This is a genomic window from Streptomyces sp. NPDC013187, from assembly GCF_042899705.1.
Classification (GTDB): Bacteria; Actinomycetota; Actinomycetes; order Streptomycetales; family Streptomycetaceae; genus Streptomyces; species Streptomyces hawaiiensis_A.
Genome location: NZ_JBIBAF010000026.1, coordinates 1 through 23,438 on the forward strand (window position 1 = coordinate 1; position 23,438 = coordinate 23,438).

Annotated in this window: 29 protein-coding genes; 23 read left to right on the forward strand and 6 right to left on the reverse strand. The window is 72.9% G+C overall.

All coding sequences use genetic code 11. The features are described from left to right. The 3 genes from ACFY5B_RS37070 to ACFY5B_RS37080 form a co-directional block, all read left to right on the forward strand. The coding region (locus tag ACFY5B_RS37070) for an aldehyde dehydrogenase family protein (RefSeq protein WP_389979023.1) at nt 1–177 on the forward strand (177 nt) is incomplete at its 5' end. Nucleotides 178–236: 59 nt separating this feature from the next. Beyond that, on the forward strand, nt 237–587 hold the full coding sequence (locus tag ACFY5B_RS37075; RefSeq protein WP_389978830.1) for a cupin domain-containing protein: 351 nt from the start codon (nt 237–239) through the stop codon (nt 585–587). A gap of 147 nt (nt 588–734) precedes the next feature. Next, entirely contained in the window at nt 735–1,469 is a 735-nt protein-coding gene (locus ACFY5B_RS37080; RefSeq protein WP_389978833.1) for an SDR family NAD(P)-dependent oxidoreductase, read from the forward strand. Between the two features lie 98 nt (nt 1,470–1,567). On the opposite strand, the gene ACFY5B_RS37085 is transcribed toward ACFY5B_RS37080, so the two are convergent. Then, complete coding sequence (locus ACFY5B_RS37085) at nt 1,568–2,956, reverse strand: glycoside hydrolase family 43 protein (protein ID WP_389978836.1); 1,389 nt, start codon at nt 2,954–2,956, stop codon at nt 1,568–1,570. Nucleotides 2,957–3,197: 241 nt separating this feature from the next. Between ACFY5B_RS37085 and ACFY5B_RS37090 the strand changes: the two genes are divergently transcribed. From ACFY5B_RS37090 to ACFY5B_RS37105, 4 genes are all read left to right on the forward strand, one after another. Beyond that, on the forward strand, nt 3,198–4,625 hold the full coding sequence (locus tag ACFY5B_RS37090; protein WP_389978838.1) for an amidase: 1,428 nt from the start codon (nt 3,198–3,200) through the stop codon (nt 4,623–4,625). 19 nt (nt 4,626–4,644) lie between these two features. Next, nucleotides 4,645–4,863 (forward strand): hypothetical protein, encoded by a 219-nt coding sequence (locus ACFY5B_RS37095; RefSeq protein WP_389978841.1) that lies wholly within the window; start codon nt 4,645–4,647, stop codon nt 4,861–4,863. A 134-nt stretch (nt 4,864–4,997) separates the two neighbouring features. Beyond that, nucleotides 4,998–6,467, forward strand: a complete 1,470-nt coding sequence (locus ACFY5B_RS37100; RefSeq protein WP_389978844.1) for an SPFH domain-containing protein — start codon at nt 4,998–5,000, stop codon at nt 6,465–6,467. 43 nt (nt 6,468–6,510) lie between these two features. Further along, on the forward strand, nt 6,511–6,957 hold the full coding sequence (locus ACFY5B_RS37105; protein ID WP_389978847.1) for a type II toxin-antitoxin system PemK/MazF family toxin: 447 nt from the start codon (nt 6,511–6,513) through the stop codon (nt 6,955–6,957). On the opposite strand, the gene ACFY5B_RS37110 is transcribed toward ACFY5B_RS37105, so the two are convergent. Further along, a complete protein-coding gene (locus tag ACFY5B_RS37110) occupies nt 6,920–7,765 on the reverse strand; it encodes a TIGR02452 family protein (protein WP_389978849.1) in 846 nt (281 codons plus the stop codon). The two genes, ACFY5B_RS37105 and ACFY5B_RS37110, sit on opposite strands and share 38 nt — an antisense overlap. A gap of 290 nt (nt 7,766–8,055) precedes the next feature. Between ACFY5B_RS37110 and egtA the strand changes: the two genes are divergently transcribed. From egtA to ACFY5B_RS37135, 5 genes are all read left to right on the forward strand, one after another. Further along, nucleotides 8,056–9,357 carry an ergothioneine biosynthesis glutamate--cysteine ligase EgtA gene (gene egtA, locus ACFY5B_RS37115; RefSeq protein WP_389978852.1) on the forward strand — a complete coding sequence of 434 codons (1,302 nt, stop codon included), beginning with the start codon at nt 8,056–8,058 and terminating at the stop codon, nt 9,355–9,357. Beyond that, nucleotides 9,354–10,691 carry an ergothioneine biosynthesis protein EgtB gene (gene egtB, locus ACFY5B_RS37120; protein WP_389978855.1) on the forward strand — a complete coding sequence of 446 codons (1,338 nt, stop codon included), beginning with the start codon at nt 9,354–9,356 and terminating at the stop codon, nt 10,689–10,691. Before egtA ends, egtB begins: the two co-directional genes overlap by 4 nt. Then, nucleotides 10,691–11,482, forward strand: coding sequence for an ergothioneine biosynthesis protein EgtC (egtC, locus tag ACFY5B_RS37125; RefSeq protein WP_389978858.1), 792 nt, complete (start codon nt 10,691–10,693; stop codon nt 11,480–11,482). Before egtB ends, egtC begins: the two co-directional genes overlap by 1 nt. Further along, the gene (gene egtD, locus ACFY5B_RS37130; RefSeq protein ID WP_389978861.1) at nt 11,479–12,441 is read left to right on the forward strand and encodes an L-histidine N(alpha)-methyltransferase; all 963 of its coding nucleotides are present in this window, start codon (nt 11,479–11,481) and stop codon (nt 12,439–12,441) included. Before egtC ends, egtD begins: the two co-directional genes overlap by 4 nt. A gap of 125 nt (nt 12,442–12,566) precedes the next feature. Then, nucleotides 12,567–12,782, forward strand: a complete 216-nt coding sequence (locus tag ACFY5B_RS37135; RefSeq protein ID WP_033307910.1) for a dodecin — start codon at nt 12,567–12,569, stop codon at nt 12,780–12,782. Between the two features lie 30 nt (nt 12,783–12,812). On the opposite strand, the gene ACFY5B_RS37140 is transcribed toward ACFY5B_RS37135, so the two are convergent. Continuing rightward, nucleotides 12,813–13,307, reverse strand: coding sequence for an HAD family acid phosphatase (locus ACFY5B_RS37140; protein WP_344465035.1), 495 nt, complete (start codon nt 13,305–13,307; stop codon nt 12,813–12,815). 112 nt (nt 13,308–13,419) lie between these two features. On the opposite strand from ACFY5B_RS37140, the gene rpmF reads away from it, so the two are divergent. Next, nucleotides 13,420–13,590: a 50S ribosomal protein L32 gene (gene rpmF, locus ACFY5B_RS37145; protein ID WP_053673734.1), complete on the forward strand. Its 171-nt coding sequence runs from the start codon at nt 13,420–13,422 to the stop codon at nt 13,588–13,590. Here rpmF and ACFY5B_RS37150 read toward each other — a convergent pair. Further along, nucleotides 13,573–14,283, reverse strand: a complete 711-nt coding sequence (locus ACFY5B_RS37150; RefSeq protein ID WP_389978865.1) for a DNA polymerase beta superfamily protein — start codon at nt 14,281–14,283, stop codon at nt 13,573–13,575. The two genes, rpmF and ACFY5B_RS37150, sit on opposite strands and share 18 nt — an antisense overlap. A gap of 131 nt (nt 14,284–14,414) precedes the next feature. Between ACFY5B_RS37150 and ACFY5B_RS37155 the strand changes: the two genes are divergently transcribed. Further along, nucleotides 14,415–15,401, forward strand: coding sequence for an LLM class flavin-dependent oxidoreductase (locus ACFY5B_RS37155; RefSeq protein WP_389978868.1), 987 nt, complete (start codon nt 14,415–14,417; stop codon nt 15,399–15,401). A 21-nt stretch (nt 15,402–15,422) separates the two neighbouring features. Then, nucleotides 15,423–17,768, forward strand: coding sequence for an ATP-binding cassette domain-containing protein (locus ACFY5B_RS37160; RefSeq protein WP_389978871.1), 2,346 nt, complete (start codon nt 15,423–15,425; stop codon nt 17,766–17,768). A gap of 119 nt (nt 17,769–17,887) precedes the next feature. Here the strand turns inward: ACFY5B_RS37160 and ACFY5B_RS37165 are convergent, their stop codons facing one another. Both ACFY5B_RS37165 and ACFY5B_RS37170 read right to left on the reverse strand, forming a co-directional pair. Continuing rightward, nucleotides 17,888–18,703, reverse strand: a complete 816-nt coding sequence (locus tag ACFY5B_RS37165) for a lysophospholipid acyltransferase family protein (RefSeq protein WP_389979026.1) — start codon at nt 18,701–18,703, stop codon at nt 17,888–17,890. Further along, nucleotides 18,703–19,470 (reverse strand): GNAT family N-acetyltransferase, encoded by a 768-nt coding sequence (locus ACFY5B_RS37170; protein ID WP_389978874.1) that lies wholly within the window; start codon nt 19,468–19,470, stop codon nt 18,703–18,705. Before ACFY5B_RS37170 ends, ACFY5B_RS37165 begins: the two co-directional genes overlap by 1 nt. Before the next feature lie 219 nt (nt 19,471–19,689). On the opposite strand from ACFY5B_RS37170, the gene gvpO reads away from it, so the two are divergent. The 8 genes from gvpO to ACFY5B_RS37210 are packed head-to-tail and all read left to right on the forward strand — an operon-like array spanning nt 19,690 to nt 23,290. Then, nucleotides 19,690–20,013, forward strand: a complete 324-nt coding sequence (gvpO, locus tag ACFY5B_RS37175) for a gas vesicle protein GvpO (RefSeq protein WP_389978876.1) — start codon at nt 19,690–19,692, stop codon at nt 20,011–20,013. Between the two features lie 38 nt (nt 20,014–20,051). After that, on the forward strand, nt 20,052–20,528 hold the full coding sequence (locus ACFY5B_RS37180) for a gas vesicle structural protein GvpA (protein WP_389978879.1): 477 nt from the start codon (nt 20,052–20,054) through the stop codon (nt 20,526–20,528). Further along, nucleotides 20,525–21,292 (forward strand): GvpL/GvpF family gas vesicle protein, encoded by a 768-nt coding sequence (locus tag ACFY5B_RS37185; RefSeq protein WP_389978882.1) that lies wholly within the window; start codon nt 20,525–20,527, stop codon nt 21,290–21,292. Before ACFY5B_RS37180 ends, ACFY5B_RS37185 begins: the two co-directional genes overlap by 4 nt. A gap of 4 nt (nt 21,293–21,296) precedes the next feature. Next, nucleotides 21,297–21,560 (forward strand): gas vesicle protein GvpG, encoded by a 264-nt coding sequence (locus ACFY5B_RS37190; RefSeq protein WP_389978885.1) that lies wholly within the window; start codon nt 21,297–21,299, stop codon nt 21,558–21,560. Then, nucleotides 21,557–21,901: a gas vesicle protein gene (locus ACFY5B_RS37195; RefSeq protein WP_389978888.1), complete on the forward strand. Its 345-nt coding sequence runs from the start codon at nt 21,557–21,559 to the stop codon at nt 21,899–21,901. The genes ACFY5B_RS37190 and ACFY5B_RS37195 overlap by 4 nt, the downstream gene beginning before the upstream one ends. Continuing rightward, entirely contained in the window at nt 21,898–22,755 is an 858-nt protein-coding gene (locus ACFY5B_RS37200; protein WP_389978891.1) for a GvpL/GvpF family gas vesicle protein, read from the forward strand. Before ACFY5B_RS37195 ends, ACFY5B_RS37200 begins: the two co-directional genes overlap by 4 nt. After that, entirely contained in the window at nt 22,752–23,000 is a 249-nt protein-coding gene (locus ACFY5B_RS37205) for a gas vesicle protein (protein WP_389978894.1), read from the forward strand. Before ACFY5B_RS37200 ends, ACFY5B_RS37205 begins: the two co-directional genes overlap by 4 nt. After that, entirely contained in the window at nt 22,997–23,290 is a 294-nt protein-coding gene (locus ACFY5B_RS37210) for a gas vesicle protein K (RefSeq protein WP_030851265.1), read from the forward strand. Before ACFY5B_RS37205 ends, ACFY5B_RS37210 begins: the two co-directional genes overlap by 4 nt. Nucleotides 23,291–23,438 lie beyond the last annotated feature (148 nt).

Below are 23,438 nucleotides of genomic sequence, written 5' to 3' on the forward strand. Positions count from 1 at the left end.
GCCCTGCGCGTCGCCGAACGCCTCGAAAGCGGCATGATCGGCCTCAACACCGGCCTCGTCTCCAACCCCGCAGCCCCCTTCGGCGGCATCAAGCAATCCGGCCTCGGCCGCGAAGGCGGCACCGTCGGCATCGACGAGTTCCTCGAATACAAGTACATCGCCGTACCGGTGGCATAGCGACGCTGCTGAGCGCCTCCATATCGCTGTATTCATGGATCTATCTGAGGAACCCATTGATGTCTGCTTTCGTCCATGTCCCTGCCGTGAAGATCACCGGCGATCTCGAGCCGATCGGCCGGCGCCCTGGTGCGGACTCCGGCGACCCGCAGCTGGGCCGTCTCCGCTTCGACACCGATGAGACGGTCCGGGCGGGTGTCTGGGAGTCGCAGCCCGGCGGCTGGCCCGTCGAGGAGCGCGAGGACACCGAGACCTGCTACATCCTCAGCGGCCGCGCGGTCATCACCGACGCCGTGACGGGCGAGACCTTCGAGATCTCCGGCGGCGATGTCATCGTCCAGCCCAAGGGCTGGTCCGGCCGCTGGGACGTCAAGGAGACCATCCGCAAGGTGTACAGCATCGGCCTGTGACGGCCCGGCGGCATGAATGCCGGTCGGTCGAGGGCCCTCCCGGCCGGATCGACGATGTCACCGGGGCCCTCGGGGCGGTCCCGGTGCTCCGGCCCCGGACGACGTCTCGACGCCCGGTCCACCCGACACCCAGATCAGACGAGGCCCATGAGACTTCACAACGTCAACGCCGTGATCACCGGAGCGACGAGCGGGATCGGTCAGGCAGTCGCCTCCCATTTCCGCCGCGAGGGCGCCAAACTCCTGCTCACGGGACGGCGATCCCGGCTGCCCGAGGAACATCCCGACGAGGTCTACCTCCCCGGAGACCTCAACGACGAGACGTTCGTCTCGGAGCTCGCCGACCGCGCAGCCGACCATCTGGGAGAGGTGGGGGTCGTCGTCCTCTGCCACGGGCACCAGGCGTCCAGCCCCCTTCAGGAGATGAGCTGTGACGACGCGCGCGAGGTGCTGCACAGCAACCTCCTGAGCGCGTTCCTGGTCATGAAGCACCTGAAGCCGCTGGCACCGGAGTCAGGGGCGTCGATGGTGTGCGTCAGCTCGCGTCTCGGCATGGTCGGCATGCCGAACCAGACCCTGTACTCCGCCGCCAAGGGCGGACTCATCGCGCTGGCGCGGGGCGCCGCCGTCGAATGGGCGGACAGCGGCACCCGCGTCAACGTGGTGGCACCAGGTCTGACCGTGACGCCCGTCATCGAGGCATCGTTCCAGCGGCGGCCCGATCCCGCTGCCTACCGGCGTACCAGGGAGGACTCCATCCCGATCGGCCGGCTCGCCACACCCGAAGAGATCGCGGACGCGGTCCTGTTCCTCGCCTGCCCGGAGTCGTCGTACATCACCGGCGCGGTCCTGCCCGTGGACGGCGGCTACACGGCGTTCTGAGCCGAGCGACGGCTTGCCCCAAGCGGTCGGCCACGGCCTGCTGCCCATGCGCGTAATCCCTACCGCCAGGACAGCACCCAGGTCAGCCGTCGTGCAGCTCAGGCCCAGGATGTCACCGGCACGAACGAACTGTCCTGCCGGAACCGGTCCGTTCCGTCGGAGCGGTCCACCCGGAGCTCGTAGGCGTAGTGACGCAGGTAGCGGCCCGGGTAGTTGTACGACTCGAAGCGGACGGAGCCCGAGGCCGTTCCGGCGCGGAGGACGAACGTGGCGTCCTTGGCGAAGGTGCTCGTGCCGTCGTTCGGGTCGAAGCGGGCGCGGAAGTCCCAGTGGCGCAGGTAGGCACCGGTCGCGTCACGGAAGGAGTAGCCGTTGCCGTCGGCGAGGCCGGCGACGACCGTGAAGGTGGCGGACCGCTTCTCGGCGGTGGTGCTGGAGGTGCTGACCACGGGAAGGTTGAGCAGCGACGACTGCTGCTGCCAGTAGCGGCTCGGGTAGTTGACCGAGCGGAAGGAGCGTGTGCCGTTCCGGGCCAGGGCGGGGCCGCCCGCGGCCGTCTCCTTGACGACCGTGAAGTGCCGTGCCGTTCCGGAGATCGCGGGCAGTGCGGCCGGGGCCGACCAGGTGGCGAAGGTGTCGTAGCTGTCGCTGTAGTAGTAGTTCCCGTCGCCGTAGCCGTCGAAGAACATCCGCCAGCCGCCGTTGTCGAGCTGCACCAGGGCCGGGCCCTCGCGGTAGCTGCCCCAGCCCGCCCAGTCACCCGTCCGGCGGATGGTGTACGGGCCGGTGAGGTTAGAGGCGGTGGCGTACTCGATGTACTTGGTCGTCTCGTTCTTCGGGAAGGCGTGGTAGGTCGAGCCGATCCGCACGATGAACGTGTCGATGTGGTTGGCGCCGATGCCGGAGAGGGCGACGGGTGAACTCCAACTGGTGAGTGCCGAGTTGGTGGCCCGCAACAGGTACGGGGTGAAGATCCACTCGTTGTTGGCGGTGGAGCACGACACGATGATGCTCACACTGCCGTCGCCGTCGACGAACCACTCGGGGGCCCAGGCGCGGGAGAGGCCAGCGATCGGCACGGTGTAGTCGTAGAGGAAGGTCCAGTTGGCCCGGTCGGAGCTGCGGGCGAATCCGATGGTCGTGCTGGGGTCCTGCCAGGTGTGCGTGGTGTAGGTCAGGTAGTAGAAGCCGTCGGTGTGTCTGATGACGCTCGCGTCGCGGATCCGGTTCGCGGGCGGGGTGTAGGCGGAGGAGCGCAGCAGCCGGAAGTCTGTGGCGTCGTCCGACTGGTAGACGTCGACCGTACCGTCGTCGCTGTTGAGGAACGGCATGATGGTGTAGCGGGTGGCCGAGCCGTTCGGGGGTGCGGCGGCCAGGGCGCTGCCGAGCAGTCCGGGGGATTCGCCGAGCAGGACCGCCGAGGCGGGCAGGGCGGCCAGGGTGCGCAGCAGCGTACGGCGGGACGGGGCAGCGGGGTGTGGGGTCACGGGTGGCTCTCCCTTGAGCACCGAGGTTCGATATATCGAACTGAGTTCGGCAAATCGATCAGACGTGGGGGATCAGAAGGTAAGGGCGAGCCGCAGGGCGGTCAATGGTTTGAACCGGTGCCGACGCGCCCAGTGAGGAGAAAGCGGCCGGTGGGTGAACATCCACTCCCGTCGTCGGCATTACACCATCGGCCGCCGGACGTTACCGTTCGGTAGAGGAGCCGCTTCCGGAGGTGTCCGTATGACGCTCGACCGTTGCGAAGGCCTGGCGGAGACCGCCCGTGCGCTGGCCGAAGGTGAGGTGACGGCGCGGGCGCTGGTCGAGCGGACGCTGGCGCGCATCGAGGCGACGCAGGGGAGCCTGAACGCCTTCCGTGTCGTCCGGGCCGAGGCCGCGCTCGCGGAAGCCGACGCCGCGGACCGGGAACTGGCCTCGAAAGACCCCCGGAAACCGCTGCTGGGCGTGCCCGTCGCGGTGAAGGACGACATGGACGTGGCCGGTGAGCCGACCGCGTTCGGCTGCTGCGGCGAGTTCCCGCCGGTCGCCGAGGACGGCGAGGCGGTGCGGCGGCTGCGCGCCGCCGGAGCCGTGATCATCGGCAAGACCAACACGTGCGAGTTCGGGCAGTGGCCCTTCACCGAGGGGCCCGCCTTCGGCGCCACCCGCAACCCCTGGAGCACGGACCACACGCCCGGCGGTTCCTCGGGCGGGTCGGCCGCCGCGGTCGCCGCCGGTCTGGTACCCGCCGCGCTCGGCTCGGACGGCGCCGGCTCGGTGCGGATCCCGGCCGCCTGGACCCACCTGGTCGGCATCAAGCCGCAGCGCGGCCGCGTCTCGACCTGGCCGCGCGGCGAGTCCTTCCAGGGCATCACCGTCAACGGCACCCTGGCCCGCACGGTCGCCGACGCGGCCCTGCTGCTGGACGCGGCCAGCGGCAACCACCCACAGGACCCGCACCGGCCGCCGGCCCTCGACGTGTCCCGGGCCGTCGGCCGCGATCCGGGCCGGCTGCGCATCGCACTCTCCCTCAAGCCGCCGTTCACGGCGGTGCCCGCCCGGCTCCTGCCCGAGGTGCGGACCCGGGTGGTCGAGCTGGCCGAGCGGCTCGCCGCGTCGGGGCACGTCGTCGAGGAGGCGGACCCGCCGTACGGGCAGATCGGGCTGACCTTCGTGCCGCGTGCCACGGCCGGCATCGCCGAGCGCGTGGGCGAGGCGCCCTTCCCGGCGTTGCTGGACCGGCGCACCTTGGGCGCGGCCCGGTTGGGACGGCTGCTCGGCGGCGCCCCGCTGCGGGCGGCCCGGCGCGCGGAGAGCGTGCTGCACCGGCGTATCGGCGCCTTCTTCACCTCGTACGACGTCGTCCTCGCGCCGACGACCGCCGCTCCCCCGCCCCGCATCGGGGCCCTGCTCGAACTCAGCGGGTTCGCCACCGACCGGGCGATGATCGCCGCGTGTCCGTACGCCTGGCCGTGGAACGTGCTGGGCTGGCCGGGGGTCAACGTGCCCGCCGGTTTCACGCCGGACGGGCTGCCGGTCGGCGCGCAGTTGCTGGGACCGGCGAACAGCGAGCCGCTCCTCGTGCAGGTGGCCGCGCAGTTGGAGGCGGAGCTGCGCTGGTCGGAGAAGTGGCCGTCGCCGCCGGTCACGCCACGTTCCGCTGCCGCGTGAGCGACCGTAGGCTGTCCTCATGGCGGACGCGTCGATGGTCGGGCTCATGGGGCGGGTCACCGGAACGATCGGGCCCGGGCTGGTCGGTGAGGTGATCGTCCGGGTGCGCGGCGGCGCCGAGCACTTCCTCGCCCACCCGGCTTCCGCGGCGGACCGCATCGAGACGGGCACGGTCGTGATGGTGGTCGAGTACCTGCCCCCGAGGACCGTCTACGTCGCGGCTGCGTACGACAGTTGAGCCCGCCGCGACGCAGGTGAGAGCCGTGCGCGTCAAGCTTCGGCCAAGGATGCGCCGGTGTCTGTACCCGGGCTCCGCCGAGGAGCACACTCCCCTTCGTTCGGTGCCGAGAGGGCACCATGCAGAGGGGGCGAATGCCGATGATCGTCGGCGTCGTTGCGGGGGTGGCGGTTGCCGCCGTCCTCGTTCTGATCGGTCTGTTCAAGCTCATGTGGCGGGTCGCCGAACCCAATGAGGCACTCATCATCTCGGGGTCCAAGCACCGCACCGAAGGCATCGAGGAGGGCATGGGCTTCCGTATCGTCACCGGGCGCGGCACGCTGGTGCTGCCCGGTGTGCAGGCGGTGCGCAAGCTGTCGCTCGACCTGAACGAGACCGAGTTGCACGTGGACTGTGTGACGCACCAGGGAATTCCGCTGAAGGTGCGCGGCGTGGTCATCTTCAAGGTGGGTGACGACTTCGTGTCGATCGCGAACGCGGCCCGCCGGTTCCTGGACCAGCAGAAGCTGATGTCGGAGCGGGTGCACAACGTCTTCGCGGGTCATCTGCGGTCCATCGTGGGCGGTTTGACGGTCGAGGACATGATCCGGGACCGGGAGAAGCTCACCGGGCAGACACGGGCCGCGTGCGGTACCGAGATGGAGAAGCTGGGCCTGATCGTGGACTCGCTGCAGATCCACGAGATCGAGGACCCGACCGGTTACATCCAGAACCTCGCCATGCCGCACGCGGCGGCCGTGCAGCGCGACGCGCGCATCGCGCAGGCGGAGGCGAACCGCCTGGCCACCGAGGCCGAGCAGCAGTCGTTCGCCCGGATGGCGGAAGCGACCCGGGACAGCGAGATCCTGCAGGCCGGCTACCAGGCGGAGCGCGACAAGGCGGCCGCCAAGGCCCGGCAGGCGGGGCCGCTCGCCGAGGCCGGTGCCCGGCAGGAGGTCGTCGTCCAGGAGACGCGGGTGGCGGAGCTGGAGGCGCACCGGCGCGAGCAGCAACTCCAGGCGGACGTCCGCAAACCCGCCGACGCGGCGGCCTACGAGACGCGCACCCTGGCCGAGGCCGACCGTGACGCGCGCATCTCGTCGGCCCAGGCGCAGGCGAAGGAGACGGAACTGGCGGCGGCCGCCGAGGCGACCCGGGTGAAGACGGCCGCGGGCGCCGACGCGGAGGCGACCAAGGCGCGCGGCGAGGCGGCCGCGCAGGCGACCCGGGCCACCGGTGAGGCCGAGGCGGCGGCGGCCCGGGCCAGGGGGCTGGCCGAGGCCGAGGCGGCCCGGGCGAAGGGACTCGCGGAGGCGGAGGCCATCAAGGCCCGTGCCGCCGCCCTGGCGGAGAACCAGGAGGCCGTCGTCGCCCAGCAACTCGCCGAGAACTGGCCGGAGATCGTGAAGGCCGGCGCGTCCGCGTTCGGCAACGTCGACAACATGGTGCTGCTGAACGGCGCCGACGGCATGGCGGACCTGTTCGCCAAGGCGCTCACCATGGGCGGCACGGGCCTGGGCCTGGCCCGTCAGCTGCTCGCGTCGATGGACCGCACCGGGCAGGCGCCGCAGGACGCCTCCGCCCTCAACGGGCACGCCCAGAAGGTGCCGATGGACGACAAGTGAACCCGGGCGGCGTGCTCGCCAAGGCAGCCTCTAAGGTGCCCCCGTGAGCACGCCTACCGATGAGAACGTCCCCGGCCGTCACGGCCCCTCCGCCACCGTCCAGGCCGACCCGCGCGAGGTGGGCCGGGTACGGACGGAGTACTCCCCCGCGCACGACGGCGACCCCGACCCCGGGGAGATCGTCTGGACGTGGGTGCCCTACGAGGAGAACGACGGCCGCGGCAAGGACCGCCCGGTGCTGGTGGTCGCGCGCGAGGCCGCCGGTACCTTCCTGGCCGTGCAGTTGTCCAGCAAGGAGCACGACGGCGACCGGGAGTGGGTGGGAATCGGCAGCGGGCCGTGGGACCGGTCGGGCCGCTTCTCTTGGGTCTCCGTGGAGCGGGTGCTGCGCCTGCACGAGGACGGCATGCGCCGAGAGGCCTGCGCCCTTGACCGCATGCGGTTCAACCGGGTCAGGCGCCGGCTGCAGGAGCGCTACGGCTGGAGCTGAACGCCTCCTCGAAGGCGCCGAGGACCGCACGGTCCCGTGTGCGGTCCAGGATCCCGAACACCACGTGCTCGAAGGTCTGCGCGAACCGGCCGCCGGGCCCCAGCAGCGTCCGGAACGCCCGCGCCACCTGGGCGGGGTCGTTGCGGAACACCCCGCAGCCCCAGGCGCCAAGGACCAGCCGGGGGTAGCCGTGGGCGGCGGCCGTCTCCAGGACGCGTTCGGCCCGGACCGCGAGGACCCGCGGCAGCTCGTGGGCCCGTTCGGGCGCCGTGCGGAGCACCACACCCGCGTTGGGTGCGGGCGAGGTCAGGAAACCCGCGGTGTACGGCTCGGTCAGCAGGTTGCCCCGGTCGTCACGGAAGACGGGCACGGCCGGTGAGTGGATGACACGGTCCGTGTAGAACGGGTCGCGGTGGGTCCGGTGATGGTCGTAGAAGGCCCGGACGCCGACCAGGCAGGCGTACAGCGCGGAGGCCCGGCACAGGGCCTCCTCCTGGGCCTGGGCGCCGTTCAGGTAGCCGCCGCCGGGGTTCCGGGCGGAGGCGAAGTTCAGCACGGCCACGTGGCCGCCCAGCCGGTGGGCCGCCTCCAGGCTGCTCTCGCCCGTGACCCCGATGAGGGTCGTCCGCCCGGCCGTCACCCGATCGGCGGGTACCGGCACGGGTTGCGGCCCGTACAGGCGCGTCTCCTCGCGTGCCACCCGCAGCTCCGCCGCGATCGAGACCTCGCGCCCGTCCGGCGCGCGGTAGGCCCCGGCCGCGACGATCTGCTCGGTCTCCCGCGCGATACCGCGCAGACGCGCGCTCACGACGCGACCCCCGTACACGTCGTGACCGCGCACCGCGCGGTTCGTCTTGTCGTGCTCACGCAGGCATCGTGCGTGATGTCCGTTCCCCGGGGCAACAGGGTTTTCGCCGTGGGAGAACGCCGGGGAAAGTCCCTGGAAACTCCGGGTCGCGCCGCACGACCACCCGGGAACGCCCCGCTTCGCCCCCTTGTGCGGAGCGCCATGAACGTCTTGGGTGGGACGGTGATCCCGGCCCGGGCCGCCGAAGAGCCCGGACCGGTGGCATGGTGGAATCTCAGGAGGATCCCGACATGTCCGATTCGGTAGGTGGCTGTACCCGGCCACGCACCTCACTGTCCGAAGCCGAGGTCGAGGCTCTCGTCCGCGGCATCTGTTTCAAGACCGGCCCGCCACGCCGCCTCGGCGTCGAGGTGGAATGGCTCGTCCACGAGCTGCGCGCACCGCAGCTCCCCGTCGCACCCGAACGGCTCCGAGCGGCCTACGCCGCACTGCGTACCGTTCCTCTGAAGTCGGCGCTCACCGTGGAACCCGGCGGCCAGCTGGAGCTGAGCTCGCTCCCCGCCGCCTCGCTGACGGAAGTCATCGATACCGTCTCCGCCGACCTCGACGCCGTCCGCGCGGTGCTGCGCGACGACGGCCTCGCCCTCGTCGGCCTCGGCCACGATCCCTGGCACGAACCCCGCCGGTTCCTGCGCGAACCGCGCTACGACGCCATGGAGGCGTGCCTGGACCGCACAGGCCCCGCCGGCCGCTCCATGATGTGCGCCTCCGCCTCCGTGCAGGTGTGCCTGGACGCCGGCCACGAGGAGCCCGGGCCGCTCGGCCTGGTGCGCCGCTGGTGGCTGGCCCACCATCTGGGCGCGGTCCTGGTGGCCGCGTTCGCCAACTCCCCGCTCGCCGGCAACCGGCCGACCGGCTGGCTGTCGACCCGGCAGCTGATGTGGACCCGGATCGGCGCAGGCCGGGCGGGCGGGCCGCGGCTGGACACCGACCCGCGAGGCGCCTGGGCCCGGCACGTGCTGGACTCCCCCGTGATGTGCGTACGGCGGGATCGCGGCCCCTGGGACGTCCCCGAGGGGCTCACCTTCCGGGACTGGATCCGTACCGGCGCGCCCCGGCCGCCCACCCGGGAGGATCTCGACTACCACGTCACGACGCTCTTCCCACCGGTCAGGCCGCGCGGCCATCTCGAACTGCGCATGATCGACGCGCAGCCGGGAGACGACGGCTGGATCGTGCCGCTGGCCGTGACGGCGGCGCTGTTCGACGACCCGGAGGCCGCCGAGACCGCCTACCGGGCCGTGAAGCCGCTGACCGAGCGGACACTGGGGCTGCCCGCGCCGCACAATCCGCTGTGGCTGGACGCGGCCCGCGGCGGTCTGGCCGACGCGGAGCTGCGCGAGGTGGCCGTCACGTGCTTCACGACCGCACTGGACGCCCTGCCCCGGCTCGGCGCCGGCCCCGAGGTCATCGAGGCCGTCACGGCCTATCTGGACCGCTACGTCGTCCTGGGCCGCTGCCCCGCCGACGACCTGCTCGACCGACAGCGTGGCGCGGACGGCCGCGCCCACGGGAAGGATTTCCGCCCATGACCGACGCCGAATCCGCTGTCGACGCCGGGACCGTCGACCCCGAGGTGCTCCGTGAGCGGGCGGTCGCCTCACTGATCGTGGCCCGCGACCGCACCACCCTGCTGACGAGCTGCGTGGAGGATCCCGATCTGACCGCGCAGCACTCGCCGCTGATGTCGCCGCTGGTGTGGGACCTCGCGCACATCGGCAACCAGGAGGAGCAGTGGCTGCTGCGGGCCGTCGCGGGGCACGAGGCGATACGCCCCGAGATAGACGGCCTCTACGACGCCTTCGAGCACCCGCGCGCCGAGCGGCCGAAGCTGCCCCTGCTCTCCCCGGCCGAGGCCCGCGCCTACGCGGCCGACGTGCGGGGAAGGGCCCTGGACGTGCTGGAGCGGCACGCGTTCCACGGGACGCGGCTGACGGAGGCCGGCTTCGCCTTCGGGATGATCGCGCAGCACGAACAGCAGCACGACGAGACCATGCTGATCACCCATCAGCTCCGCACCGGCCCGCCGGCCCTGACGGCACCCAATCCGGAGCCGGCGCCGCTGTTCACCGGTCCGTCCGAAGTCCTCGTCCCCGGTGGCCCGTTCACCATGGGAACCTCCGGCGAGCCATGGGCTCTGGACAACGAACGTCCCGCACACCGGCGCGAGGTGGCGCCCTTCCGCATCGACACCACGCCGGTGACGAACGGCGCCTACCAGGCGTTCATCGAGGACGGCGGCTACGACAACCCCCGGTGGTGGACGGCCGACGGCTGGGCGCACATCCGCGAGTACGGGATCCACGCGCCGCTGTTCTGGCGGCGGGACGGAAAGCAGTTCCTCAGGCGCCGGTTCGGCGTCACCGAGGTCGTACCGGCGGACGAGCCCGTGGTGCACGTGTCCTGGTACGAGGCCGACGCCTACGCCCGCTGGGCGGGACGCCGGCTGCCCACGGAGGCCGAGTGGGAGAAGGCCGCCCGGCACGACCCGGCCGCCGACCGCTCGATGCGCTACCCGTGGGGCGACGCCGACCCGGGGCCCGAGCACGCCAACCTCGGCCAGCGGCACCTGCGTCCGGCGCCCGCCGGGAGCTACCCCGCGGGTGAGTCGCCGCTCGGCGTACGGCAGTTGATCGGCGACGTGTGGGAGTGGACGGCGAGCGACTTCCTGCCCTACCCGGGGTTCAGGGCGTTCCCGTACAAGGAGTACTCGGAGGTCTTCTTCGGGCCCGAGTACAAGGTGCTGCGCGGCGGTTCGTTCGCCGTGGACGCGGTGGCCTGCCGGGGCACCTTCCGCAACTGGGACTACCCGATCCGGCGGCAGATCTTCTCCGGGTTCCGCACGGCCCGGTCGGAGGACGTCTGATGTGCCGTCATGTGGCGTACGTGGGGCCGCCGGAGGTACTGGGCCGGCTCCTGGTGAAGCCCCCGCACGGGCTGTACCGGCAGTCCTGGGCGCCCCGGCACCAGAGGTACGGGACGGTCAACGCCGACGGTTTCGGCGTGGGCTGGTACGCCGAGGGCGATCCGGTGCCGGCCCGCTACCGCCGGGCCGGGCCGATCTGGGCGGACCTGTCGTTCGCCGATCTCGCCCGGGTCGTACGGTCCACAGCGCTGCTCGCCGCGGTGCGGGACGCGACCCTGTCCGGCGCGGACGCGGAGGCCGCCGCGGCCCCCTTTGCCGCGGGGGCCTGGCTGTTCAGCCACAACGGGGCGGTGAAGGGGTGGCCCGGCTCGCTGGCCGCGGTGTCCCGGACGCTGCCGCACGAGGAGCTGCTGTCCCTGGAGGCCCGCAACGACTCGGCGCTCGTGTGGGCGCTGGTGCTGGCCCGGTTGCGAGGCGGCGACGAGGAGGGCCAGGCGTTGGCCGACACGGTCCTGGAGGTCGCCGCCGCGGCCCCCGGCTCCCGGCTCAACCTCCTCCTCACCGACGGCGACACCATCACCGCGACCGCCTGGGGCGACGCCCTGTGGTACCTCGCCCGGCCCGGCGGCGGCACCGTCGTGGCCTCCGAGCCCTATGACGACGATCCGCACTGGCAGGAGGTCCCCGACCGCACCCTGCTCGTGGCGAGCCGCACCGACGTGCTGCTCACGCCGCTGAAGGACCCGGCCGACGCCTCCGTGCCCGCACTCGCGAAGGAGCCCCGTACGTGAGCCCGTTCCGTCTCACCCGCACCCTGCCCGAGGACGCCACGGACGCCGCGCTGCGCGCCGATGTCCTCCGGGGTCTGACCGGCCGCCCCAAGTCACTGCCGCCGAAGTGGTTCTACGACGCGCACGGCAGCGACCTGTTCGAGAAGATCACGGAACTGGAGGAGTACTACCCGACGCGCGCGGAGCGGGAGATCCTCCTCGCGCGTTCCGGCGACATCGCCGCGGCGACCCGGGCGCGCACCCTGGTCGAGCTCGGCTCCGGATCGTCGGAGAAGACCCGGCATCTGCTCGACGCCCTCACGGACCTGCACACCTACGTCCCCGTCGACGTCAGCGAGAGCGCCCTCGCCCAGGCCGGACAGGCGCTCGCCGCCGAGCGGCCGGGCCTGGACGTGCACGCGCTGATCGCCGACTTCACCGCGGAACTGACCCTGCCGGACACGCCGGGGCCCCGGCTGGTGGCGTTCCTCGGCGGCACGATCGGCAATCTGCTGCCCGCCGAACGCGCCGCGTTCCTGGCGTCCGTACGCGCCCTGTTCGCCCCGGGCGACGCCCTGCTGCTGGGCACGGACCTGGTCAAGGACGAGGAGGTGCTGGTGAGGGCGTACGACGACGGGGCCGGGGTGACGGCCGCGTTCAACAAGAACGTCCTGACCGTGATCAACCGTGAGCTGGGCGGCGACTTCGAGCCCGCCGCGTTCGACCATGTCGCGTTGTGGGACGCCGGGCACGAGTGGATCGAGATGCGGCTGCGCTCCCGCAGGGCGCAGACGGTGAAGGTGCCGGCGCTCGACCTCGCCGTCGATTTCGCGGCCGGTGAGGAGATGCGGACCGAGGTGTCGGCGAAGTTCCGGCAGGAGGGCGTGCGCGCCGAACTGTCGATGGCGGGCCTGGACCTGACGCACTGGTGGACGGACGGCCCGGGCCGGTTCGCCCTGTCGCTGAGCGTGGCGCGCTGAACCGGTGAGCCCGGGGCGGCGGCGACGGCCGGAGACGATGTCTCGCGCTTCGCCGCCGCCTGGGGCACGGTGGAATGACGCGTGACACTCCCGTCACTGGAACGTCATGGAAGAGGAGCAGCGGCATGTCGAACCACACCTACCGGGTCACGGAGATCGTCGGCACCTCACCGGACGGCGTCGACCAGGCCATCCGCAACGGCATCGACCGGGCCTCACAGACGCTGCGCAATCTGGACTGGTTCGAGGTGACGCAGGTCCGCGGCCAGCTCGAGGACGGGCAGATCGCGCACTGGCAGGTGGGCCTGAAGGTGGGCTTCCGACTGGACGAGTCCGAGTAGACGGGGGCGTGGGCTGCCCGGCGGGCAGTATCAGGTGCGCCCCTCGCGCTCCTGTGCCGCCTTCATCTCGGCGGACCGGGTCACCCAGTCGGCCCGTACGACGGTGAAGCCCGCGCGCCGGGCGTCCGCGCAGACCAGTTCGTCGTCGTCGACGAGGACACGGACCTCGCGGGTGCGGGCGAGCCGCCGCAGGATCTCCAGCTTGGTGAACCGGGCGGGCCGCCGGTCGGCGTCCCGCCGCATGTACACGCGCCCCTCGGGCAGCCCTTGGGCGGCGAGCCAGTCGAGCGTGTCGCGCCGGCAGCGTTCGGGCCGCCCGGTGAGGTAGAGGATCTCGCAGTCCCGCGCGTGTTCCTGGACCAGCGCGACACCCTCCGGGACGGGCGGATCCTGCGGCGCCGCCGAGAAGAAGCCGTCCCAGTCCTTCGGCCTGCGTTCCAGGAACCCCTGCCGGTGCGTGGTGTCGGCGAGGGTGTTGTCCAGGTCGAACACGGCCAGCGGGGCCTTGCTGCGGTCGTCACTCACGCGCCCAGCCTAAGTGGTCCTCGGGTGGCGGTGGCCGGCACCGGGACGCATATTGCTAATGGGATCCATTTTCATGTAGCGTCTCGGTGCCCGACCACCGAGGAGGAGTCCCATGGCCGTCCCCAAGCGGAAGATGTCCCGCAGCAACACCCGTCACCGCCGCGCCCAGTGGAAGGCGGCCACGCCGACGCTGGTCCCCGTCACCGTGGACGGCGTCCGTCACCTCGTACCGCAGAACCTCGTGAAGGCCTACGAACGCGGCCTGCTACGCCCCGACGGCTGAGCACGCCCTCTCCGCCCAGAAGTGCGCCCGGGCCCGGCGCAGCCAGGCCTCGACCGGCGCCTCGTCGGGCACGTCCGGCAGCACCGTGGGGCCCTCGTCGAAGGCGGCCTCGTAGTGCCGGAGCAGGGGCAGGGCGGCGGCGGGATCGGCGGCGACGCGTTCGCCGAAGGCGTGGTACTCGTCCGGATTCTCGACGCGGATCGTCAACCGCCCGGTGGTGTACAGCTCCAGGCCCTGCCCGCACAGCCGTTTGAGATGCCGGGCGTGCTTCGCCGTGCGCTTACGGGTGTCGGCGGAGAACGAACCGTCACCACGCGCCTCCAGCCGCCGGAACTGCTGCGTGGCGTAACCGAGATAGGCGTCCCGGACCCGCTTGGCGCTCAGGAACGCCGAACGGATGCCGATGAGTTCGTCGCCGAGCGGGGTGCGCACCTCGTACAGATCGTCCGGGAGCCACACCAGCTCCATCGCGGTCGGGTTGCCGCCGAGGGCCAGCCGGCACCACTTGGCGGCCTCGTGCAGCGTTCGGTCCGGGGCCGTGCTGACGTGGGACTCCTTCGGCCGGCGCAGACCGTGCAGTTCTTCGGTCGGCGCGGCGAACAGGCCGAGGCGGTCGATGTCCGAGCCCGGGCGGGCCAGGCCGTAGGCGGTCGATCCGACAATGCCGGAGAGCAGGATGTTGGGGACGGTCACGGTCGGCCGCCTTTCGCTACGAGGTACCGGAACATTGTCTCGACGTGCCCGGACACGGTCACCCGGTTTTCCGGTGGCGGTCCACGCGGGACGGCGGAATACCGGCGGGGCCGCCCGGCGTAGAACCTGGTATGGATCCTGTGCGCCTGTCCGTCCTCGACCGCTCCCGCACCCGCGAGGGGCACACCCACCCGGAGGCGCTGCGCGACACCGTGCGGCTGGCGCAGGAGCTGGAGCGGCTCGGCTACCACCGCGTCTGGGTCTCCGAGCACCACGGCGTGCCCGGGGTGGCCGGCTCCGCGCCGACCGTGCTGGCCGCGGCCGTCGCGGGCGCGACCCGGACGATCCGGGTCGGCACCGGCGGGGTGATGCTGCCCAACCACCGGCCGCTGGTCGTGGCCGAGCAGTTCGGCGTGCTGGAGTCGCTGTTCCCCGGGCGGATCGACATGGGCCTCGGCCGGTCCGTCGGCTTCACGGACGGAGTGCGCAGGGCCCTGGGCCGTGACAAGGGCGACGCCGACGACTTCGAGGCCCAGCTCGCGGAGCTGCTCGGCTGGTTCCGGGGCACCTCCCCCACCGGGGTCCACGCCCGGCCCGCGGAGGGCCTGAGCGTGCCGCCGTTCGTCCTGGCCATGGGCGAGGGCGCCGGCATCGCAGCGCGCGCGGGTCTGCCCATGGTCATCGGCGACCTGCGGAACCGGGACAAGATGCGGCGCGGCATCGACGACTACCGCGACCACTTCCGCCCCTCCGTCTGGGCGGCGGAGCCCTACGTCGTCGTCTCGGGCACGATCGCCGTGGCCGGCACGCCCGAGGAGGCCCGTCGGCTGCTCGTCCCCGAGGCCTGGTCCATGGCGCACTCCCGCACCCACGGCACCTTCCCGCCGCTGCCGCCCGCCGAGCGCGTGGAAGCGCTCACGATGGCCGCCAAGGAGCGCGGCTTCTACGAGTCCGGCCTGACCGGCCAGATCGCCGGCACCGAGGAACAGGTGGCGCACGAGCTGGAAACGGTGCTGAAGGAGACGGGCGCCCAGGAGGTACTCGTCACGACCAGCACGTACGACCGTGAGGCCCTGCTGGACTCCTACCGGCGGCTGGCCGCGATCACCTCCGGTTAGATCCGGTTAGAGTCGTCTCCCATGCACGACCGCGACCCCCATGACCCGTACGTCCGTGTCCGCGGAGCCCGCGAGCACAACCTCCGGGGCGTCGACGTCGACATCCCCCGGGACGTGCTGGCCGTGTTCACCGGCGTGTCCGGCTCGGGCAAGTCGTCGCTGGCGTTCGGCACCGTCTACGCGGAGGCGCAGCGGCGCTACTTCGAGTCGGTGGCGCCCTACGCGCGGCGGCTGATCCACCAGGTCGGCGCGCCGAAGGTCGGGGAGATCACGGGTCTGCCCCCGGCGGTCTCGCTCCAGCAGCGCCGGGCGGCGCCCACCTCGCGCTCCTCCGTCGGCACCGTCACCAACCTCTCCAACTCCCTGCGCATGCTGTTCTCCCGGGCCGGCACCTACCCGCCCGGCGCCGAGCGGCTCGACTCCGACGCCTTCTCCCCCAACACGGCGGTGGGGGCCTGCCCGGAGTGCCACGGGCTGGGGCAGGTGCACCGTACGAGCGAGGAGCTCATGGTCCCCGACCCGTCGCTGTCGATCCGCGACGGGGCGATCGCGGCGTGGCCGGGTGCCTGGCAGGGCAAGAACCTGCGGGACATCCTCGACGCGCTCGGCCACGACGTGGACCGGCCGTGGCGGGAGCTGCCGGCGGACGAGCGGGAGTGGATCCTGTTCACGGACGAGCAGCCGGTCGTCACGGTGCACCCCGTGCGGGACGCCGACCGCATCCAGCGGCCGTACCAGGGCACGTACATGAGCGCCCACCGGTACGTGATGAAGACGTTCTCGGACTCCAAGAGCCCGACCCTGCGGGCCAAGGCCGAGCGGTTCCTCACCAGTGCGCCCTGCCCGGCGTGCCGCGGCAGCCGGCTGCGCCCCGAGGCCCTGGCGGTGACGTTCGGCGGCCGGACCATCGCCGAGGTGGCGGCGCTGCCGCTGGTGGAGCTGGCCGCCGGTCTCGACGCGAGCTCGGAGGCCGCCCGGGTGCTCACCGACGACCTGAGGTCCCGTATCGCGCCGGTCGTCGAGCTGGGTCTCGGTTACCTCAGCCTCGACCGGCCGACTCCCACCCTCTCCGCGGGCGAACTCCAGCGCCTGCGCCTCGCCACCCAGCTGCGCTCCGGCCTCTTCGGCGTCGTCTACGTCCTCGACGAGCCGTCGGCCGGACTGTACCCGGCGGACACCGAGGCGCTGCTCACGGTGCTGGCCCGGCTGAAGGCGTCCGGGAACTCGGTGTTCGTGGTGGAGCACCACCTGGACGTCGTGCGCGCCGCCGACTGGCTGGTCGACGTGGGTCCGGACGCGGGTGAGCACGGCGGGCGGGTGCTGCACAGCGGCCCGGTGGCCGGACTGGCGGGTGTGGAGGAGTCGGCGACGGCCCGTTACCTGTTCGGCGGCTCCCCCGCCCCGGCCCGGGAGGGGCGCGCGGCGACCGGATGGCTGAAGACCGGCCCGATCACCCGGCACAACCTGCGCGGCGTGACGGCGGAGTTCCCGCTCGGCGTGTTCACGGCGGTCACCGGGGTGTCGGGATCCGGCAAGTCCACGCTCATCGGCGAGATCACCGAGGACTCGGCGGGTGTCGGCCGGCTGGTCTCGGTCGACCAGAAGCCGATCGGCCGCACCCCGCGTTCCAACCTCGCCACGTACACCGGCCTCTTCGACGTCGTACGCAAGGTGTTCGCGGCCACCGAGGGCGCGCGCGAACGCGGTTTCGGTGTCGGGCGGTTCTCCTTCAACGTGGCGGGCGGGCGCTGCGAGACGTGCCAGGGCGAGGGGTTCGTCAGCGTCGAGCTGCTGTTCCTGCCGAGTACGTACGCGCCCTGCCCGGACTGCGGCGGGGCCCGTTACAACCCTGAGACGCTGGAGGTGACGTACCGGGGGCGGACCATCGCGCAGGTGCTGGATCTGACGGTGGAGAGCGCGGCGGAGTTCTTCGCGGACACCCCGGCCGTGGCCCGCAGCCTCGGCACCCTGCTCGACGTCGGTCTGGGCTATCTCCGCCTCGGCCAGCCCGCGACCGAACTCTCCGGCGGCGAGGCCCAGCGCATCAAGCTGGCGAGCGAACTGCAGCGCGGCCGGCGCGGCCACACGCTGTACCTCCTCGACGAGCCCACGACCGGGCTGCACCCGGCGGACGTGGACGTCCTGATGCGTCAGTTGCACGGCCTCGTCGACGCCGGGCACACGGTGGTCGTCGTCGAACACGACATGTCCGTCGTCGCGGGCGCGGACTGGGTGATCGACCTCGGCCCGGGCGGCGGCGACGAGGGGGGCCGCATCGTGGCGGCAGGGCCGCCCGCGGACGTCGCCCGCTCGGCGGACAGCCGGACGGCACCGTATCTGGCGCGCGCGCTGTCCGGAGGCCGCTGAGGTCCGGCAGCGCGCACCCGCGCCGGGCCCCGCTGACATCTGACGCCGCGCACCCACCCCAGGGCCCCGGCATCCGGCGCCGCGCACCCACCCCGGGCCCCGCTGACATCCCGAAGCCCCTACGCCACCAGCACCGTGTGCGTCCAGGCCGGCGCGGATGTCTCCTGCGACTGTGCCGAGCGGGCGAGAGTGCGGCGGTCGGGGCTGCTGCCCGGCGGGAGGGCGTCGCGCACCTCGACCTCCGCGATCAGGCCGCGGGACGTCGTCACCCGCCACAGGGAGGCCAGCAGCGTGTCCTCGCCGACGTACGCGGGCGCCGTGGAGGCCCTGCCGTCACCGAGCCGGTAGCCGAGACGGACCGGCTGGACCGGCACCCCGGCGTCCAGGGCGGCCTGGAAGACGGCGCGGCGGAACGTGCCCTGGGCGCGGCCGCACCAGGTGCTGCCCTCGGGGAAGGCCGCGACCGCGGTGCCCTCGCGCAGGGCCGCGGCGATCCGGGCGACGGTGTCCGGCAGGGCCCGCAGCCGGTCCCGGTCGATGAACAGGGTTCCGCCGCGCGCGGCCAGCGCACCGGCGACGGGCCAGCGCCGCACCTCCGTCTTGGCCAGCATCCGGGCCGGGCGTACGGCGGCGAGCAGCGGGATGTCCAGCCAGGAGATGTGGTTGGCGACCAGCAGCAGACCCCCGGTGGGGGCGGCCGCGCCGGTGAACCGGACCCGGACGCCGGCGGCCCGTACGATCCACCGGCACCAGCGCCGGACCAGCGACGCCGGTATCCGGGCGCCGACGGGTGTCAGCGCGATCCCGGCGAGGAGGAGCACCACGACCGCGCCGAGCCGCAGCACGGCACGCGGAACATCCCGCGCCCGCACGGCCGCCGGTGCCTGGACACAGGCCTCGGGCGTGCAGGGCGCGGAGGGCAGCCAGGTGCTCATCACGCCGGAACGAGGGAGAGGAAGTGGCGCAGGTAGCGCCCGTTGACGCGGCTCATCGGCAGCAGTACGTACAGGTCGGCGACGCCGAAGTCCGGGTCGTGGGCCGGTTCCCCGCACACCCAGGCACCGAGGCGCAGGTATCCGCGCAGCAGGGCGGGCAGTTCGACGCGCGTCGCGGGCGCGGGGCCCGGTGTCCACGGCAGCAGCGGCCGGACCCGGAACTCCTCCGGGGATAGGTGCCGGCCGCTCACCCGGTCCCAGGTGGCGGACGCGAGGGTGCCGCCGTCGGCGAGCGGGACGGAGCAGCAGCCGGCCAGCCACTCGTGGCCGCGGTCGACCATGTAGCGGGCGATGCCGGCCCAGATGAGGCTGATGACCGCGCCGTCGCGGTGGTCGGGGTGCACGCAGGAGCGGCCGACCTCGACGAGCTGCGGCCGGATCCCGTCGAGGGCGGTCAGGTCGAACTCGCCCTCGGAGTACAGCCGCCCGGCGACCGCCGCGCGCTCCGGCGGCAACAGCCGGTAGGTGCCGACGACCTGGCCGGTCGTCTCCTCCCGGACGAGCAGGTGGTCGCAGTAGGCGTCGAAGGAGTCGGCGTCGAGGCCCGGCTGGGGGCCGGCCAGCAGGGCGCCCAGCTCCCCGGCGAAGACGTCGTGCCGCAGCCGCTGGGCGGCCCGCACGTCCTCCTCGTTCCGGGCGAGGGCGACGGTGTAGCGAGTGGGGGCCGCGGGCTGCGCGGGGCGGTCGACGGTCAGTACGCCGGTCATGGCTCTCTCCTGGTCACGGGCCGGTTCGGTGAGGCGGGGCGGGGCGCTGAGCGGTGTCGTGCGGGCCTTCGTCTCTGTTCTCCCGACGCCGCCTGACCGTCGCGTGTCATGTGCACAGAGAACGGGTGTGAGGTTGTTGAACGGCTCGCGCCCCCGGGTGCGGCCCGGATGGCCCAGCCGGACACGCGCCCTCCGGCGGCTGCGGTCAGAGTGAGCTGCATGACAGAACACGGAGGCGACGAGCGACGAGGCGGCTCGGCCTCGTCCACCAAGCGGCGACGCCCCGTGCGAGGTGCCGGGGAGGCGGCCCGGCGCGCCGCCGAGGCGCTGACGGAGCTGATCCGCCACCGCCTCGAAGGGGTCTCCGCGGTGTGCCGGGGCGAGGACGACGGCTGGGTCGTCGACGTCGACGTGCTCGAACTGGCCCGCATCCCGGACACCACGAGTCTGCTCGCGACGTACCGGGTGGAACTGGACGCGGCGGGCGAGCTGGTGCAGTACCGCCGGGTCGCGCGCTTCCGGCGCGGCGCCCAGGACCAGTGACCGGACCGCCGCGACCGCCCGACCGGAAGGACCGCCGCATGACCGTCCACAGCGACGAGATCGTCTGTGCGCCCCGCGCCGGAACCCTCTACGACGTGCTGGAGCTGATCCTCGACCGCGGCATGGTGATCGACGTCTTCGTGCGCGTCTCGCTGGTCGGGATCGAGATCCTCAAGGTCGACGCGCGCATCGTGGTCGCCAGCGTCGACACGTATCTGCGGTTCGCGGAGGCGTGCAACCGCCTGGACCTCGAACACGACGCGCGCTCCAAGACCGTGCCCGAGCTGTTCGGCGGGCCGGTTGCCAAGACCATCGGCAGGGCGGGTGCCAAGCGCACCGCCCGCTCCCTGACCGACAAGGTCCGCGACGTCCTCAGCCCGCAGGACGAGCCGGAGGCCGACGCGGTCGACGACGATGCCGACGTCCGTGCCGAGCGGGCCCCGCGGCCGGCGCGCAAGCGCCGCAGTGACGACGACCGCCCGCGGCCCCGGCGCCGCAAGGCCGAGGAGGAATGACCGTGACGGCCACCGCCGCCCTCACCACCGCCGGCACGCTCGGCACCCTGTACGTCTACGGCATCGCCCCCGCGGGCATCCGGCCCCCGCGGGCACCCGGGGTGGACGGCGCGGCGGTGCGGCTGCTGACCGAGGCCGGGCTGTGTGCCGCGGTCTCGGACGCCCCGGCCTCGGTCCGGGCACGGCGACGCGACCTGATGGCCCACCAGTCGGTGCTCGGGGACCTCGCCGCGCAGGGCCCCGTCCTGCCCATGCGGTTCGCCGTCCTCACCCCCGACTCGGCGGCGTTGTGCGCCCAACTGCGCTCCGATCGCGCCCGCTTGACGGCACAGCTCGACGGGGTGAGGGGCTGCGTCGAGCTGAACGTGAAGGGCGCCGTCGTGCCCGGGTACTTCGCCGAACTCGTACGCCGGGACGACACCCTGCGCGCGCTCGCCCGCCGAACCCGCCGGCGTCCCGGTTACGAGGCGAACGTACGGCTCGGCGAGGCGCTCGCCAAGGGCGTCGCGCGCGAGGCCCGGGAAGCGGCCCGGACGGTGCTGGCCCGCCTGGCCCCCCTCGCCGTGCGCACGGCGCAGGGACCGGTCGACGACGAGCAGGTGCTGAGCACGTCGTTCCTGGTGCGTTCCGCCGACGAGCAGCGCTTCCGGCAGGCCGTGACCGCGCAGGCACGAGACGTCGGGGACAGGCTGACGCTCAGTGTGACCGGGCCGCTCCCGTGCTACAGCTTCGTCGACGCGCAGTCCGCCCCGGCCGGCCGGTGACGCGGTGGGACTCGTGAGCGGACTCCTGCTGCTGCCGCTGGCCCCGGTGCGCGGCACGCTCTGGGTCGCCGATCATCTGCTCCAGGAGGCCGAACGGCAGCTGGCCGACCCGCGTGCGGTGCAGGCACGCCTCGCGGCACTCAACCGGGCCCTGGAGGAGGGCGCCATCGACGAGGCGGCCTTCGAGGAAGAGGAGGAGCGGTTGCTCGCACGCCTCGACAGCCCCGTCCGGTACACCGGCCACCACCACCGCGGGAGTGCTTCGTGACCGACCTCGGCACCTGGCCCGCGTCTCCGGGAGCGCAGCCTGCCGGGCCGCCCAGCGGGAGCCTCGCGGACCTGCTCGAACGCGTTCTGGACAAGGGCATCGTCATCGCGGGCGACATCAAGATCGACCTGCTCGACATCGAACTGCTCACCATCCGTCTGCGCCTGTTCATCGCCTCGGTCGAGACCGCCAAGAAGGCGGGCATCGACTGGTGGGAGACGGACCCGGCGCTGTCCTCGCGCGCCGCGCGGGACGCGCTCAACGAGGAGAACGCCCGGCTGCGGGCTCGTCTCGAGGCCCTGGAGGAATCCGGTCCCGACACCACGGAGGTGCCCCGATGAGCGGGGTCCGGGCCGACCGTGCGGCCGCGACGCGAGCGGACGCGTCGCGCCCCGCCGTCACCTGCGTGTTCGCCGTGACGGACACCCCTCCGCAGGACGAGGTCCTCTCGGTGACGCCGGGCCATGACGGCGGCGGCCCGCTGCGGATCCTGGCCGCGGGCCCGCTGCGCCTGGTCGTGCAGGACGTTCCGGCGGCGGACTTCGGTGAGGCGGCGCTCGCGGAGCGGCTCGGCCGGCCCGAGGAGCTGGAGCGCTGTGCCCGCGCCCACCACCGGGGCGTGGAGACGGCCGCGAGCGCGGGCCCCGTCGTGCCCTTTCCCATGGCGACGCTGTATCTGGACGACGGCAACGCGGTCCGGGCCGTGGCCGCCCGGGAGACGTCCCTGCGCGCCCTGCTGGACCGGCTGCGCGACCGCACCGAGTGGGGGGTGAAGGTGCACGGCCCCCGCACCGCCGCCGTGTCGGCTGCCGCTGCCGCCGGGGCGGAACCGGGCGACGGGCGGTCGTACCTGCGGCGGGCGAGCGACAGGCGACGCACCGAACGCGAGTCGCGCGAGCGGGCCCTGGCGCAGGCGCACGCCGTCGACCGGGAGCTGCGACGGTACGCGGTCGCCGCGACGCGGCACCGGCCGCAGAGTGAGCAGCTGACCGGCCGGAGCGTCCCGCAACTCCTCAACGTCGCCTATCTGGTAGACGACGGACGGCGCGACGAATTCGTCCGCGCCGTCGGCGAACTGGCGCGCGACGCCCGCTCTTCGGCCGTGGAGGTCACCATGTCAGGCCCCTGGATCCCGTACTCCTTCGCCCGGCCGGACGAGGTGGAGTGCGCCGCACACCAGGAGGCCGGCGCATGACCGTACCGGTCGCCGCCGGCGCCGGCCGCACGGCGGTGCCCTGGGACGGGGAGGAGCCGTACGCGCCCGTCGGGGTGCCGCTCGTCGACCTGCTCGACCGGGTCCTGGCGACCGGCGTCGTGGTCAGCGGTGACCTGGTGCTGGCCATCGCCGACGTGCCGTTGGTGCGGATCTCCCTGCACGCCCTGCTGGCATCGGTCAGCGACCGGGTTCCCGCGCCCTGGTCGGACAGCGGGCCGCTGTGACCGCGCCGCGCACCCACGCGCTGGACCTCGATCCCGAGCGGGTCACGAACGACCTGGCGGCCCTGGTCCTGACCGTGGTGGAACTCCTCCGGCAGCTCATGGAACGCCAGGCGGTACGCCGTTTCGACGAGGGGACGCTCAGCGCCGAGCAGGAGGACCGGCTCGGCACCGCGCTGATGCTGCTGGACGAGCGCATGGACGAACTCTGCGCGCAACACGGCCTGCGACGCAGCGACCTCAACCTGGACCTCGGTCCCCTGGGCCCCTTGCTGGCCGACCCCGGCCCGTGACAGGCACATCGCGAGACGGGGCCGGGGATGAGCACCACTCCCGGCCCCGCCCGTCCGCACCTACCGGCGAACGTTCACTGCGCCCCCCGGGGGCGCGGGGAACTGCGCGATCAACCCCGACGCACCCGCAGCCGCCGAAGCACCGAAG

What these genes read in the sequence shown, in the direction of transcription:
- ACFY5B_RS37075 (WP_389978830.1), top strand. Translation starts at nt 237, where the DNA reads ATGTCTGCTTTCGTCCATGTCCCTGCCGTGAAGATCACCGGCGATCTC.
- ACFY5B_RS37080 (WP_389978833.1), top strand. Translation starts at nt 735, where the DNA reads ATGAGACTTCACAACGTCAACGCCGTGATCACCGGAGCGACGAGCGGG.
- ACFY5B_RS37090 (WP_389978838.1), top strand. Translation starts at nt 3,198, where the DNA reads ATGACGCTCGACCGTTGCGAAGGCCTGGCGGAGACCGCCCGTGCGCTG.
- ACFY5B_RS37095 (WP_389978841.1), top strand. Translation starts at nt 4,645, where the DNA reads ATGGCGGACGCGTCGATGGTCGGGCTCATGGGGCGGGTCACCGGAACG.
- ACFY5B_RS37100 (WP_389978844.1), top strand. Translation starts at nt 4,998, where the DNA reads ATGCCGATGATCGTCGGCGTCGTTGCGGGGGTGGCGGTTGCCGCCGTC.
- egtA (WP_389978852.1), top strand. Translation starts at nt 8,056, where the DNA reads ATGTCCGATTCGGTAGGTGGCTGTACCCGGCCACGCACCTCACTGTCC.
- egtB (WP_389978855.1), top strand. Translation starts at nt 9,354, where the DNA reads ATGACCGACGCCGAATCCGCTGTCGACGCCGGGACCGTCGACCCCGAG.
- egtC (WP_389978858.1), top strand. Translation starts at nt 10,691, where the DNA reads ATGTGCCGTCATGTGGCGTACGTGGGGCCGCCGGAGGTACTGGGCCGG.
- ACFY5B_RS37135 (WP_033307910.1), top strand. Translation starts at nt 12,567, where the DNA reads ATGTCGAACCACACCTACCGGGTCACGGAGATCGTCGGCACCTCACCG.
- rpmF (WP_053673734.1), top strand. Translation starts at nt 13,420, where the DNA reads ATGGCCGTCCCCAAGCGGAAGATGTCCCGCAGCAACACCCGTCACCGC.
- ACFY5B_RS37155 (WP_389978868.1), top strand. Translation starts at nt 14,415, where the DNA reads ATGGATCCTGTGCGCCTGTCCGTCCTCGACCGCTCCCGCACCCGCGAG.
- ACFY5B_RS37160 (WP_389978871.1), top strand. Translation starts at nt 15,423, where the DNA reads ATGCACGACCGCGACCCCCATGACCCGTACGTCCGTGTCCGCGGAGCC.
- ACFY5B_RS37165 (WP_389979026.1), bottom strand. Translation starts at nt 18,703, where the DNA reads ATGAGCACCTGGCTGCCCTCCGCGCCCTGCACGCCCGAGGCCTGTGTC.
- ACFY5B_RS37170 (WP_389978874.1), bottom strand. Translation starts at nt 19,470, where the DNA reads ATGACCGGCGTACTGACCGTCGACCGCCCCGCGCAGCCCGCGGCCCCC.
- gvpO (WP_389978876.1), top strand. Translation starts at nt 19,690, where the DNA reads ATGACAGAACACGGAGGCGACGAGCGACGAGGCGGCTCGGCCTCGTCC.
- ACFY5B_RS37180 (WP_389978879.1), top strand. Translation starts at nt 20,052, where the DNA reads ATGACCGTCCACAGCGACGAGATCGTCTGTGCGCCCCGCGCCGGAACC.
- ACFY5B_RS37185 (WP_389978882.1), top strand. Translation starts at nt 20,525, where the DNA reads ATGACCGTGACGGCCACCGCCGCCCTCACCACCGCCGGCACGCTCGGC.
- ACFY5B_RS37200 (WP_389978891.1), top strand. Translation starts at nt 21,898, where the DNA reads ATGAGCGGGGTCCGGGCCGACCGTGCGGCCGCGACGCGAGCGGACGCG.
- ACFY5B_RS37205 (WP_389978894.1), top strand. Translation starts at nt 22,752, where the DNA reads ATGACCGTACCGGTCGCCGCCGGCGCCGGCCGCACGGCGGTGCCCTGG.